9 protein-coding genes are annotated in these 13,987 nt (G+C 73.5%); 4 read left to right on the top strand and 5 right to left on the bottom strand.

All coding sequences use genetic code 11. From position 1 onward, the window contains the following. The first annotated feature begins 105 nt into the window (after positions 1–105). The 3 genes from AC07VC_RS16170 to AC07VC_RS16160 are packed head-to-tail and all read left to right on the top strand — an operon-like array spanning position 106 to position 4,494. Positions 106–990, top strand: a complete 885-nt coding sequence (locus AC07VC_RS16170; RefSeq protein ID WP_494675879.1) for a carbohydrate ABC transporter permease — start codon at positions 106–108, stop codon at positions 988–990. A gap of 3 nt (positions 991–993) precedes the next feature. Then, a complete protein-coding gene (locus tag AC07VC_RS16165) occupies positions 994–1,899 on the top strand; it encodes a carbohydrate ABC transporter permease (protein WP_494675880.1) in 906 nt (301 codons plus the stop codon). 3 nt (positions 1,900–1,902) lie between these two features. Further along, positions 1,903–4,494 carry a family 78 glycoside hydrolase catalytic domain gene (locus AC07VC_RS16160; RefSeq protein ID WP_494675881.1) on the top strand — a complete coding sequence of 864 codons (2,592 nt, stop codon included), beginning with the start codon at positions 1,903–1,905 and terminating at the stop codon, positions 4,492–4,494. 47 nt (positions 4,495–4,541) lie between these two features. Here AC07VC_RS16160 and AC07VC_RS16155 read toward each other — a convergent pair whose 3' ends face one another. The 4 genes from AC07VC_RS16155 to rhaI all read right to left on the bottom strand — a co-directional run bounded on the left by AC07VC_RS16155 (position 4,542) and on the right by rhaI (position 10,660). Further along, entirely contained in the window at positions 4,542–5,786 is a 1,245-nt protein-coding gene (locus tag AC07VC_RS16155; RefSeq protein WP_317230558.1) for an alpha-hydroxy acid oxidase, read from the bottom strand. 50 nt (positions 5,787–5,836) lie between these two features. Continuing rightward, positions 5,837–7,297, bottom strand: coding sequence for a rhamnulokinase (locus AC07VC_RS16150; RefSeq protein ID WP_494675882.1), 1,461 nt, complete (start codon positions 7,295–7,297; stop codon positions 5,837–5,839). A 31-nt stretch (positions 7,298–7,328) separates the two neighbouring features. Then, positions 7,329–9,365: a bifunctional aldolase/short-chain dehydrogenase gene (locus AC07VC_RS16145; RefSeq protein ID WP_494675883.1), complete on the bottom strand. Its 2,037-nt coding sequence runs from the start codon at positions 9,363–9,365 to the stop codon at positions 7,329–7,331. 83 nt (positions 9,366–9,448) lie between these two features. Next, complete coding sequence (rhaI, locus tag AC07VC_RS16140; protein ID WP_494724489.1) at positions 9,449–10,660, bottom strand: L-rhamnose isomerase; 1,212 nt, start codon at positions 10,658–10,660, stop codon at positions 9,449–9,451. A 184-nt stretch (positions 10,661–10,844) separates the two neighbouring features. Between rhaI and AC07VC_RS16135 the strand changes: the two genes are divergently transcribed. After that, complete coding sequence (locus tag AC07VC_RS16135) at positions 10,845–11,831, top strand: LacI family DNA-binding transcriptional regulator (RefSeq protein ID WP_494675885.1); 987 nt, start codon at positions 10,845–10,847, stop codon at positions 11,829–11,831. Positions 11,832–11,873: 42 nt separating this feature from the next. On the opposite strand, the gene AC07VC_RS16130 is transcribed toward AC07VC_RS16135, so the two are convergent. After that, positions 11,874–13,883: a beta-galactosidase gene (locus tag AC07VC_RS16130; protein ID WP_494675886.1), complete on the bottom strand. Its 2,010-nt coding sequence runs from the start codon at positions 13,881–13,883 to the stop codon at positions 11,874–11,876. Positions 13,884–13,987 lie beyond the last annotated feature (104 nt).

The following is a 13,987-nucleotide window of genomic DNA, read 5'->3' as shown; positions in this document are numbered from 1 at the left end:
CCCCCCCCCCCCCCCCCCCCCCCCCCCCCCCCCCCCCCCCCCCCCCCCCCCCCCCCCCCCCCCCCCCCCCCCCCTCCACGCGCCCGTCCGCACAGAAGGCAGCCCATGAACCCCCTCCTCGGAGACCGGCGATCGACCCTGATCCTCGTCGGACCCGCCCTGCTGATCTACAGCGTGGTGATGCTCGTCCCGATCATCGTCTCGATCGGGTACACCTTCACCTCCGGCAACGCCATCATCGGCTTCCAGCCCTCCGGCATCGAGAACTACGTCGAGCTCCTCTCCGACACCCGGGTCCGGGACGCCCTCCTGCTCACGATCCGCTACGCGATCGTGATGACCGTGCTCCAGGTCGGCTTCGGCTACCTCCTCGCGCTCACCTACGTCTTCGTGCTCCGCCGGTGGTCGAGCTCGGTGCGGACGCTCGTCTTCTTCCCCGTCGTCCTGCCCACCGTCGCGGTCGCGCTGCTCTTCCAGCAGATGTTCGCCATCGCGCCGCAGAACGGCCTCGTGAACACGTTCCTCGAGGCGATCGGCCTGTCGTCCACCGACTGGTTCGGCGACGGCGGCACCGCCTTCCTCGTGATCATCGTCATGGACGTCTGGCGGTCGATGGGCTTCTACGGCGTGCTCCTGTACGCCGGCCTCCTCGACATCCCGGACGAGATCCTCGAGTCGGCGCGCCTCGACGGCGCCTCCGGCTTCGGCCTCGTCCGCCGCATCGTCCTGCCGCTCTCCCTGCCCGTGCTGATCTCCTCGGTGATCTTCTCCATCAACGGGACGCTCAAGGTCTTCGACAGCATCCTCGCGCTGACCAACGGCGGCCCCGGCACCTCGACCAGTCCGCTGACGATCTACATGTTCGACACCGCCTTCCGCTACGGGCAGTACGGCTACGGGTCGACGGTCGCCTTCCTCCTCACGATCGTCTCGCTCGCCGTGACGGTCCTCATCTTCCGCGCCAACCGACGCGACGCCACGAAGGGCTGACCGATGACCACCACCACCGCGTCACCCCGCCGCGACGCACCCCGACCGGCCGCGCGCGCCACGCGGCGCCCCGCGTCCCCGCGGCGCGTGCTCGGCCGTCTCGTCAGCGGCGCGCTCGTCGCCTTCCTCCTGGTCATCGTCGTCGGGCCCCTCGTCTGGATGGTCCTCGGCTCCTTCAAGACCCAGACCGAGTTCCTCGAGAACCCCGTCTGGATGCTGCCGCAGCAGTGGAACCTCGACAACTACGTCTTCGCGTGGACGACCGGGAACTTCGCGCAGTACGCCGTCAACTCCGTCGTCACGGTGATCCCGTCGCTGTTCCTCGTGCTGCTCCTCGGCTCGATGGCCGGCTTCGCGCTCGAGGTCCTCGTCTGGAAGGGCCGCGGCGCCGTCCTGCTGACGTTCCTCGCCGGGATCATGGTGCCCACCCAGATGATCCTGCTGCCGCTGTTCGCGGCGTACTTCCGCACCGGGCTCACCGGCACGCTCTGGCCGCTGATCATCACCTACACGGCGACGAGCCTGCCGCTCACGGTGTTCCTCATGGCCACCTTCTTCCGCGCGGTGCCGCGCGAGGTGTTCGAGGCCGCGACCCTCGACGGCGCGAGCATCATCCGCTCGTTCTTCCTGGTCGGCCTCCCGATGGTGCGGAACGCCCTCTTCACGGTCGGGCTCGTCCAGTTCTTCATGCTCTGGAACGACCTCCTCATCGCCCTGACCTTCACCAACTCCGGCTCGCTGCGCACCCTGCAGGTCGGCCTCCTCAACTTCACCGGCCAGTTCGGCTCCGTGCAGTACGGCCCGCTGTTCGCGGCCATCTGCCTCAACGTGATCGGAATCCTCGTGATCTACCTCTTCCTCAACAAGCAGGTCCAGAAGGGCCTGACCGCCGGCGCGGTCAAGGGCTGAGGCATGGCGCACATCGACGGACCCCTCCGCATCGAGCACCTCCGCGAACCGCTCGGCATCGGCACCGCCGCACCCCGCCTGAGCTGGCGCACCACCGCCTCCGACGGCTGGCGCCAGACGGCCTACGAGATCGAGCTCCGCCGCGGCACCGACGCCCCCCTCACCGTGCTCGTCCACTCGGTCGACCAGGTCCTCGTGCCCTGGCCCTTCCCGCCGCTGTCCAGCCGCGACCGGGTCGCCCTCCGGATCCGCCTCCACGGCGAGGACGGCGCGACGGGGGAGTGGAGCGCACCGACGGCCCTCGAGACCGGGCTCCTCCGGCCCCACGACTGGTCCGCGGTCCCCGTCGGCGGCAGCTGGCCGGAGGAGGACGGCACCGACCGCCGCCCGTCACGCGTGCGGCGGCGCTTCCACGTCGACGCCCCCATCGCCTCCGCCCGCCTCCATGCCACCGCCCACGGCGTCTTCGAGGCCGAGATCAACGGCACGCGCGTCGGCGACGACGTCCTCGCGCCGGGCTGGACCTCCTACGCAGCGCGTCTCCGCTACCGCACCTACGACGTCACCGCCCTCCTGACCGAGGGCGACAACGTGATCGGCGCCTGGCTCGGCGACGGCTGGTACCGGGGTCGGCTCGGCTTCAACGGCGGCTACCACGACCTCTACGGCACCGACCTCTCCTTCGTCGGGCAGCTCGAGATCACCCTCGCCGACGGCACCGTCCAGCGCATCGCGACCGACGCCTCCTGGGAGGCCGGCCCGAGCCCCATCACCTTCAGCGGCCTCTACGACGGGGAGCGCTACGACCAGCGCCTCGACGATCCGGCGTGGTCGACGCCCGCATCGACCGGAGGGGACTGGACGCCCGTCGCCGTCGGCGTGCGTGACCCCGCGACCCTCGTCGCCATGGAGCAGCCGCCCGTGCGCCGCACCGAGGAGCTCGCCCCCGTCGACGTGCGCCGCACCGGCTCCGGCGCGCTCCTCCTCGACTTCGGCCAGAACCTCGTCGGGCGCCTCCGCATCACCGTCGACGGCCCCGCCGGGCGCATCGTCACCCTCCGTCACGCGGAGGTGGTCCAGGACGGCGAGCTCTACCGGCGGACGCTCCGCATCGCCGCCGCCGAGGACGCCATCACCCTCGCCGGCACCGGACCGGTCACCTGGGAACCGCGCTTCACCATCCACGGCTTCCGCTACGCCGAGATCACCGGGGCACCCGACGGCTTCGACGCCTCCACCGTGACCGCACTCGTCTGCCACACCGACATGGAGCGCACGGGCTGGTTCGAGAGCTCGCACCCGGACCTCGACCGCCTCCACGAGAACGTCCTCTGGAGCACCCGCGGCAACTTCGTCGACATCCCGACCGACTGCCCCCAGCGCGACGAGCGCCTCGGCTGGACCGGCGACATCCAGGTCTTCGCCCCCACGGCCTCCTTCCTCTACGACTGCTCCGGCATGCTCGGATCCTGGCTCCAGGACCTCGCCATCGAGCAGCTCCCCGACGGCACCGTCCCGTGGTTCATCCCGCGCATCCCCGGAGGCCCGTCGTGGGAGCCCCTCCAGCCCGGCGCCGTCTGGGGCGACGCCGCGGTCCTCACGCCCTGGGTCCTCCACGAGCGCTTCGGCGACACCGGCGTCCTCGCGCAGCAGTACCCGTCCGCGAAGGCCTGGGTCGACCTCATCGTCTCCCTCGCCGGCCCCGACCGGCTCTGGGACGACGGCTTCCAGCTCGGCGACTGGCTGGATCCCGCCGCTCCGCCGGAGGACCCCGCGGACGCCTCGACGGACCGCTACCTCGTCGCCACCGCCTACCTCGCCCAGTCGACGCTGCACCTCGCCCGCACCGCCGAGGTCCTCGGGCTCGACGACGACGCGGCGCACTACGCCCGCGTCGCCGCGGAGGTCCGGGACGCGTTCCGACGCGCGTACGTCCTCCCCGACGGCAGGATGACCAGCGACGCGCAGACCGCGTACTCGCTCGCCATCGAGTTCGGCCTCGTCACGGGCGAGGACGCCGTCCGGGCGGGCGCACGGCTCGCCGAGCTCGTGTCCGCGGCCGGCAACCGCATCGCCACGGGCTTCGCCGGCACGCCCCTCGTGACCGGCGCCCTCACCGCGACCGGCCACGCGGACACCGCGTACGACCTGCTGCTCGAGCGCTCCTGCCCGTCCTGGCTCTACACGGTCGGCATGGGCGGCACCACCATCTGGGAGCGCTGGGACAGCATGCTGCCCGACGGCACCGTGAACCCGGGCGAGATGACGAGCTTCAACCACTACGCCCTCGGCGCCGTCGCCGACTGGATGCACGGCACCATCGCGGGCCTCGCGCCCTCCGAGCCCGGGTGGCGGCGGATGCGGTTCGCGCCGCAGCCGGGTGGCGGGCTCACCCGCGCGCGCGCCCGTCACCTGTCGCCCTACGGCGCGGCCTCGTCCGGCTGGGAGATCGTCGACGGGGTGATGCACCTCGAGGTGGTGCTGCCGACCGGGACCACCGGGGAGGTCATCCTCCCGGACGGGGCCGCGCACGAGGTCGGCCCCGGCCGGCACCGGTTCCGCTGCGTCCCGGTCGGCGCGCCCGCCCGCGCCTGACGCCGCCCGCTCGCCGCGACGCGCGCGCCGCCCGCGCCGGCCCGCCGTCAGGCGCGCGGGCGCGGGCGCGGCTGCAGCCGCTCGAGCTGCGTCACGTGCTGCGGCGTGAGCTCCTCGAGGGAGTGCGCGCCGAGGAGCTTCATCGTGCGGACGATCTGGTCCGAGAGGATCGCGATGGTGCGGTCGACGCCCTGGCGTCCGCCGGCCATGAGGCCGTAGAGGTAGGCGCGGCCGATGAGGGTGAACCTCGCGCCGAGGGCGATGGAGGAGACGATGTCGGCCCCGTTCATGATGCCGGTGTCGACCATGACCTCCGTGTCCTGGCCGACCTCGCGCACGACCTCGGGGAGCAGGTGGAACGGGATCGGGGCGCGGTCGAGCTGGCGGCCGCCGTGGTTGGACAGGACGATGCCGTCGACGCCCGCGTCGACGAACCGCTGCGCGTCCTCGATGCTCTGCACCCCCTTGATGACGAGCTTCCCGGGCCACATCCCGCGGATGATGCGCAGGTCGTCGAAGCTGATGGTGGGGTCCATGGCCAGGTCGAGGAGGTCGCCCACGGTGCCGCCGGTGGCGCTGAGGGAGGCGAACTCGAGCTTCTTCGTGGTGAGGAAGTCGTACCACCACCACGGGCGGGGGAGCGCGTCGAGGACGGTGCCGACGGTCAGCTGCGGCGGGATGGAGAAGCCGTTGCGCTTGTCACGGAGGCGCGCGCCGGCGACCGGCGTGTCCACGGTGAAGAAGAGCGTCTCGTAGCCGGCGGCGGCGGCCCGCTCGACGAGGCCGTAGGAGATGTCGCGGTCGCGCATCACGTAGAGCTGGAACCAGTTGCGCCCGTGGGGGTTCGCCGCCTTCACGTCCTCGATGGACGTGGTGCCGAGCGTCGACAGCGTGAAGGGGATGCCGGCGGCCGCCGCCGCCCCCGCCCCCGCGGTCTCGCCCTCGGTCTGCATCAGCCGGGTGAAGCCGGTCGGCGCGATGCCGAACGGCAGCGCGGACGGGGCGCCGAGCACGGTCGCGGTGGTGTCGACCGACGCGACGTCGCGCAGCACCTGCGGGTGGAACTCGACGTCCTCGAACGCCTGCCGGGCGCGGGCGATCGAGATCTCGCCCTCCGCGGATCCGTCGGTGTAGTCGAACGCGGCCTTGGGCGTCCGTCGCTTGGCGATCGTGCGCAGGTCCTCGATGGTGAGGGCGGCGTCGAGGCGGCGCTTGCGGCCGTCGAGCTCGGGCCTCTTGAAGCTGAGGTACTCGAGGAGCTCGACGGGCTTGGGGATCTGACGTTGCACCATGTGCGCGCCGCCCTTTCTGTGGGATCGGATGCGGGGAGTCGCCGGCCCGCTCAGCGGGCGCGGGACCTCGGTCGGTACCTCACCGGGGGGTACGACCGCAGGACGAGGGATCGGAGCGATCCGAGGGAGCCGCTCGCGAGCCCCTGGGAACGAGCCTGCACGAGGATGTTGCCGATCGCCGTCGCCTCGACCGGTCCGGCGAGCACGGGGAGGCCCGTGCGGTCGGCGGTGAGCTGGCAGAGGAGCGCGTTCTGGGATCCGCCGCCGACGACGTGGATCTCGCGGATGCCGCGTCCGGAGATGCGCTCCGCATCCCGCAGCGTCGCCGCGTACGTCTCGGCGAGCGATTCGAGGATGCTGCGGACCAGGGCCGCGCGGGTGGCGGGCGCCGGCCGGTCGTGCTCCTGGAACCAGCCCGCGATGCGCGCCGGCATGTCGCCCGGCGGCGTGAAGCGCGGGTCCTGGATGTCGAACGTCGATGCCGGGCCCGGGACGCGCGCGGCCTCGTCCAGGAGGGTCGCGAGGTCGCTGCTGCGCTCGGAGTCGGTGGATGCCGCGCCGTCCCACGCGCGCATCGACTCGCTGAGGAGCCACAGCCCGGAGACGTTGCGGAGCAGGCGCGTGGTGCCGTCGACGCCGCCCTCGTTGGTGAACCCGGCCCGGCGTGCGTGCTCGGTGAGGAGGGGGCGGTCGAGCTCCAGGCCGACGAGCGACCACGTGCCGCTGGAGATGTACGCGGCGTCGTCCCCGGTCATGGGCACCGCGACCACGGCGGACGCGGTGTCGTGGGACCCGACCGCCGTGACGCGGACACCGCCGGCCGCTCCGATCGCGCGGCCGACCGAGGGCAGGAGGGAGCCCGTCGTCGTGCCCGGCGCGATCAGGGGAGCGAGGAGATCCCGCGGGATCTCGAGGAGGTCGAGGAGGCCGAGGTCGAGGTCGCCCGTGACCGGCGAGACGAGGCCGGTGGTGGACGCGTTCGTGGCCTCCGTCGCCTCGACGCCGGTGAGCCACCAGGTGAGCAGGTCCGGCATCAGCGACGCCCGGTCGGCCAGCGGGAGGGTCCCGGCGAGGCGGTCGGCGGTGAGCTGGAAGACCGTGTTGAAGGGCAGGTGCTGCAGGCCGGTGCGGGCGAAGAGGTCCGCAGCCGGGATCCGCTCGTGCACCGCGGTCACGGCCGCCGCCGTGCGCGTGTCGCGGTAGTGGTAGGGCGCCCCGATCAGGCGGCCGGCCCGCAGGAGCCCGTAGTCGACCGCCCACGAGTCCACGCCGATGGAGACCAGGTCGTCGGCGTCGCGGACGGCGGTGCCGAGGCCGTCGAGGACGGACCGCCAGAGCCCGGTCGTGTCCCAGTGCAGGCCGGCCGTGTCGGGCGCGCCCTCGTGCAGGGACACGGGGCGGTTGGCGAAGCGCGCGACGTGGCGGAGGCGGATCCCGTCGGCGTCGACGCTGCCGAGGATCACGCGCCCGCTGCTCGCGCCGAGGTCGACGGCCGCGACCTGCGTCACCACGCCCGCGCCGCCTCCGCGGCGCAGCGGGGCGTCATCGGAGGAACGCCGCCGCGACGCCCGCGTCGACGGGGACGTGGAGGCCGGTGGTGTGCGAGAAGTCGGACGTGCAGAGCGCGAACACGGCGTTCGCGACGTTCTCGGGGACGACCTCGCGCTTCAGGATGGTGCGCTGCGCGTAGAACGCACCCAGGTCCTCCTCCTCGATCCCGTAGGTCCTCGCCCGATTGGCGCCCCACCCGGAGGCGAAGATGCCGGAGCCGCGGACGACGCCGTCGGGGTTGATGCCGTTGACCTTGATGCCGTGCTCCCCGAGCTCGGCCGCGAGCAGCCGCACCTGGTGGGCCTGGTCCGCCTTGGTGGCCGAGTAGGCGATGTTGTTCGGTCCGGCGAAGACCGAGTTCTTCGAGGAGATGTAGACGATGTCGCCGCCGAGGCCCTGGTCGACGAGCACGCGCGCCGCGGCCTGGGAGACGAGGAAGGAGCCCTTGGCCATCACGTCGTGCTGCAGGTCCCAGTCGGCCTCGGTCGTGTCGAACAGCGACTTGGAGAGGCTGAGGCCCGCGTTGTTGACGACGAGGTCGAGGCCGCCGAACGCGAGGACGGCGGCGTCGACGGCGGCCTTCACGGCCGCGGCGTCCGACACGTCCGCGGCGACGCCGATCGCGACGTCGGGCGAGCCCAGCTCCGCGGCCGCGGCCTGCGCCTTCCGGAGGTCGAGGTCCGCGACGACGACGCACGCGCCCTCGGCGGCGAGGCGGGTGGCGATGGCCTTGCCGATGCCGGACGCGGCGCCCGTGACGAGCGCGATGCGGGAGGCGAGGGGCTTCGGCTCGGGCTTCCGCCGCAGCTTCGCCTCCTCGAGCGCCCAGTACTCGATGCGGAACTTCTCGGCCTCGTCGATGGGCGCGTAGGTCGAGATGGCCTCCGCGCCCCGCATGACGTTGATCGCGTTGACGTAGAACTCGCCGGCGACGCGGGCGGTCTGCTTGTCGGGCCCGTAGGAGAGCATGCCGACGCCCGGGACGAGCACGATCAGCGGGTCGGCGCCGCGGATGGCGGGGCTGTCCGGCGTCGCGTGGGCGTCGTAGTAGGCCTGGTAGTCCGCGCGGTAGGCCGCATGCAGGGCGGGGAGGCGCTCGAGGACCTCCTCGACGGATGCCGTGGCCGGCAGGTCGACGACGAGCGGCTTCACCTTGGTGCGGAGGAAGTGGTCGGGACAGGAGGTGCCCAGCGCGGCGAGGCGCGGGTGCTCCGTGCTGGCGAGGAAGTCGAGCACCTCCGCCGAGTCGGTGAGGTGGCCGACCTGGGGACGGTCGTGCGAGGCGATCGCGCGCAGGTGCGGGGCGAGGGCGGCGGCCTTGGCGCGACGCTCCTCCGCGGGCAGGGCGGCGTAGCCGTCGAGCGCGGGACCGAACGGCTCCGGTGCGCCGTGCTCGACGATGTAGGCGGCCGCGGTCTCGATGATGTGCCGCGAGTTCCGCTCCGCATCCTCGCTCGTGTCGCCCCAGGCGGTGATGCCGTGCCCGCCGAGGATCGCCCCGATGAGCGTCGGATCGGCCTCCTTGATCGCGGCGATGTCGAGCCCGAGCTGGAAGCCGGGGCGCCGCCACGGCACCCAGGCGACGGTCCCGCCGAAGGCCTCGGCCGTCAGCCGCTCGCCGTCGGCGGCCGTCGCGAAGGCGATGCCCGAGTCGGGGTGGAGGTGGTCGACGTGCGCCGCGTCGACGAGGCCGTGCATGGCCGTGTCGATCGACGGCGCGGCGCCGCCCTTGCCGTGCAGCGCGTAGTCGAACGCCGCCACCATCTCGTCCTCCCGCTCGACGCCCGGATAGACGCCCGCCAGCGCGCGCATCCGGTCGAGCCGCAGGACCGCCAGACCCGACTCGGTCAGCGTGCCGAGGTCGCCGCCGGAGCCCTTCACCCAGAGCAGCTCGACCGGCTCGCCCGTGACGGGATCGGTGTCCGTGCCCTTCGCGGACGTGTTGCCGCCCGCGTAGTTCGTGTTCCGGGGGTCGGCGCCGAGGCGGTTCGAGCGGGCGATGAGCTCCGCGGCGGTGTCGTTCGTCATGGTGCGGGTTCCTGTCGGCTGGCGCGGTGGGCGGGCGGGTGGGGCGTGCGGCGGTGCGGATCCGTGCGGGGAGGCGCGGGGGCTCAGGCGCCCCAGCCGGACTGGGTGCCGCCGACGCGCGCCGCGGCGAGGCGCTCGCCGTGGCCGGAGTCGGCGTAGGCGCGCATGGGGTCGGCAGGCAGCCCGCGGCTCTCCCGCCACGCGGCCAGCGCGGGACGGACGTCGGAGTAGAACGCGTCCATCAGGATCCCGTTCGCCCCGAGCACGTCGCCGGCGACCTGCGCGGCCTCCAGCGCTTCGCGGTCCACGAGCAGCGCGCGCGCCGTCATCTCCTGGACGTTCAGCACGGAGCGGATCTGCCCGGGGATCTTGTCCTCGACGTTGTGGCACTGGTCGAGCATGAACGCGACGGGGGAGTCCGGCCCGTAGCCGCCGCCGCGGACGACCTCGTGGAGGATCCGGAACAGCTGGAACGGGTCGGCCGCGCCCACGATGAGGTCGTCGTCCGCGTAGAAGCGCGAGTTGAAGTCGAACGAGCCGAGCTTCCCGAGGCGCAGCAGCTGGGCGACGATGAACTCGATGTTGGTCCCGGGCGCGTGGTGCCCGGTGTCGAGGCACACGAGCGCGCGCTCGCCGAGGGCGGCCACGTGCGCGTAGCTGGTGCCCCAGTCCGGGACGTCCATGTGGTAGAACGCCGGCTCGAAGAACTTGTACTCGAGCACCATCCGCTGCGTCCCGCCGAGCCGGGCGTAGATCTCCGCGAGGGACTCGGCGAGCCGGTCCTGGCGTCCGCGGATGTCCTGCTGGCCGGGGTAGTTCGAGCCGTCGGCGAGCCAGATCTTGAGGTCCCGGGAGCCCGTCGCATCCATGATGTCGATGCAGGCGAGGTGGTGGTCGACGGCCATCCGCCGGATCGCCGGGTCGGAGTGCGTGAGCGAGCCGTGCTTGTAGGCGTCGTCCTGGAAGGTGTTCGAGTTGATCGTCCCGAGCGCCACGCCCTCGGACGCGGCGAACTCGCCGAGCGCGGCGTAGTCGTCGACCCGGTCCCACGGGATGTGCAGCGCGACCGTCGGGGCGAGTCCCGTCAGCCGGTTCACCGTCGCGGCGTCGGAGATCTTCTCCTCGATCGTGCGGGGCGTCCCCGGGGTCGTGAAGACCTTGAAGCGGGTGCCGGCGTTGCCGAACGCCCAGGAGGGGAGCTCGATGGCCTGCTGCTCGAGCTGGCGGAGGATCTCGGGGCCGAGTTCGGTCACGGGCGTGTCCTTGTCTACGTCGTCGGAGGCGGTCCCGGTCATGAATCGTTTCACGGGATGTCATGACAGTACCGGGGGACCGGACGGCGTGTCAACGACGCGCGCCGTCCGCGGACCCGGGCGCGTCCCTACCGGGGGCACGGCATGGCATAGCCTCGGGATCCGGGGCGCCGTCCGCGACCGCCCCGCACCCGCACCCTGACCACCCCGACGCCGAGGAGCCGACGTGGCCGTGAGCATCCGCGACGTCGCCGCCCGCGCGGGAGTGTCCGTGGGCACCGCGTCCAACGTCCTCAACCGGCCGGAGCGGGTCAACGCCGACGCCGTCCGCCGAGTGCACGACGCCATCGCGGAGCTCGGCTTCGTGCGCAACGACGCGGCCCGCCAGCTGCGGGCCGGCCGCAGCCGCAGCGTCGGCCTCGTGGTGCTCGACGCCGGCAACCCGTTCTTCGCGGAGCTCGCCCGCGGTGCGCAGGCGCGGGCCGCCGAGGCCGGGCTCGCGGTCCTCCTCGCGAGCACCGACGGCGACGCCGCGCAGGAGGACGCGTACCTCGACCTGTTCGAGGAGCAGCGGGTGACGGGCGTGCTCATCTCGCCGCAGGGCGAGGGCTCGCCGCGGATCGCCCGGCTGCGGGCCCACGGGATCCGGTGCGTCCTCGTCGACCGGGAGGCCGACGACCCCGACGTCTCGTCGGTCGCGGTGGACGACGTCGCCGGGGGACGGCTCGCGGTGGAGCACCTGCTCGGGCTCGGGCGGCGCCGCATCGCGGTCGTCGGCGGACCGGCGTCCGTGCGGCAGGTCGCCGACCGCGTCGCCGGTGCCCGCGAAGCCGTCGCCGCCGTGCCCGGCGCGACGCTCGAGGAGATCCCGACCGACGCGCTCTCCGTGCTCGCGGGGCGGGACGCCGGTCGCGCGGTCGCCGACCGGCCCGCCGCCGCGCGCCCGGACGCCGTGTTCGCCGCCAACGACCTCCTCGCCGTCGGCGTGCTGCAGGCGCTCGTGCTGCAGGGCGACGTGCGCGTGCCCGAGGACGTGGCCCTCATCGGCTACGACGACATCGCGTTCGCCTCCGCCACCGTGGTCCCGCTCTCGAGCGTGCGGCAGCCGAGCGCGCTGATCGGGGCGACCGCCGTCGAGCTGCTGCTCGACGCCGAGCCGCGCCACGTCCTGTTCCAGCCCGAGCTGGTCGTCCGGGCGTCCACGGTCGGGTAGCCCCGCGGGCGGCGTCGCGCGCGGGCGGCGGCTCGGCGCCGACTAGGCCGTGCGATCCCCGGGGCGCCGCACGAGCGTCCACGCGAAGGGCTCGAGGCGCACGGATCCGAGGGCCGCTCCCGTGACCGCGTCGGTCCCGACCGCCCCCAGGTCGACTTGGACGGCCTCGGATCCGTGGTTGACGACCGTGACGACGTCGCCCCGCACCGACGCCTCCACCCACGGGCTCGGGAGCTCGAGCACCGGCCGGACCCCCGCCTCGGCCGTCGCCCACGCCGTGACCGCGGCCATCCCGGCGTCGTCGGGGATCGTCGCCAGGTACCAGGCCGTGCCCGCGCCCGTGGCGCGGGCCGTGAGCGCCGGCTGGCCGGCCGCGCGGCCGGTGGCGTAGCGGCCGAGCACGCGGACCGGCCGCGGGTCGTCGGGCGCGACGAGGATCGCGAGCTCCTCCGCCAGCAGCTCGCCGACGAGGGTCCCGGCCTCGCTCTCCACCCGCACGGGATCCCCGGGGAGGGCGCCGAACTCCAGCACGGTCACGCCGAGCACGTCGCGGAGGCCCACCTGGAAGCCGCCCTCCCGGAAGGCGTCGTCCTCGTCGACGACGTCGCTGAAGGCGGTGACGAGGAGCCGGCCCCCGCCGGCCACGTACGCGGACAGCCCGCGGGCGCCCGCGTCGGCGAGCAGGTAGGAGTGGGCGAGCACGACGAGCGCGTACCCGGAGAGGTCGGCGGTCGGCTGCACGACGTCGACCGTGATCCCCTGCCGGTGGAAGGCCGCGTGCCACCGCTGGACGAGCGCCAGGAGGTCGAGGACGACGGGGTGGTCGGGGTTCTCGACGGCCCACCAGTTCTCCCAGTCCAGCACGAGCGCGACGGACGCCCCCGAGCCGTCGCCGCCCGCGGAGTCGCCGCCGAGCGCCGGGAGCGCGGCGAGCGTGCGCCCGAGGTCGACCACCTCCCGCCAGGTGCGCGTGCCGGTGCCGGCCTGGGGGAGCATCGCGGAGTGGAACTTCTCGCTGCCGCGACGGGACTGCCGCCACTGGAAGAACAGCACCGCGTCGGCGCCCCGTCCCACGGCCTGGAGGGAGAGCGCCGCCATCTGCCCGGGCGCCTTGGGCGCGTTCGCGGGCCGCCAGCTGACCGCGCTCGTCGCCTGCTCCATGAGCAGCCACGGCCGGCCGGGCTTCAGCGAGCGCATGAGGTCGCGGGCGAACGCGGCGCTCCGGAACGACTCGGCATCGGCGGGGTCCGCGTAGTTGTCGTCGCTGACGACGTCCACCTCGGCGGCCCAGCGCCAGTAGTCGAGCGGGCGGAACGCGCCCATGAAGTTCGTCGTCACGGGCTGCGTGGCGCCCGCCGCGCGGATGATGTCCCGCTCCATCACGTAGAGCTCGAGGAGGGCGTCCGACGTGAAGCGCCGGAAGTCGAGCAGACCCGCGGGGTTGTGGCTGTAGGGCGCCTTCCGCGGCGGCACGATCTCCTCGAACGACCCGTAGCGCTGGGACCAGAACGCGGTGCCCCAGCGCCGGTTCAGCTCCTCGACGTCGCCGTACCTGCGGCGGAGCCACACCCGGAAGGCCGCGGCCGCGTCGTCGGAGTAGTCGTAGGGGAGGTGGCACGCGTATTCGTTGTTCACGTGCCAGAGCACGACGGCGGGGTGGTCGTGGTACCGCTCGGCGATCGCCGTGACGAGCCGGGCCGCGAGCCGTCGGTAGTCGGGCGAGGTGGGGCGGTACGCCTGGCGGCTCCCCGGCCAGTAGACGGACCCGTCGGCGTCCTCCGGCAGCATCCCGGGGTAGGCCGTCGTGGCCCATGCGGGCGGCGACGCCGTGGCGGTCGCGAGGTCCACGGACACGCCGCCCGCGTGGAGCAGGTCGAGCACCCGGTCGAGCCAGGCGAAGTCGAACGTGGACTCGTCCGGCTGGATCCGGGCCCAGGCGAAGATGCCGAGGCTCACCATCGTGACGCCCGCCTCCCGCATCAGCCGGACGTCCTCGTGCCAGGTCGCCTCGTCCCACTGCTCCGGGTTGTAGTCGCCTCCGTAGCCGATCATGCGCGGGTCCTTCCGTGGTGCTCGTGGGGGCGGGGGGGGGGGGGGGGGGGGGGGGGGGGGGGGGGGGGGGGGGGGGGGGGGGGGGGGGGGGGGGGGGGGGGGGG

The organism is Clavibacter sp. GW821-FHT01D01, from assembly GCF_059422605.1.
Note: the sequence above shows the minus strand (reverse complement) of the source record. Positions and strands in the feature narration are given on the sequence as shown.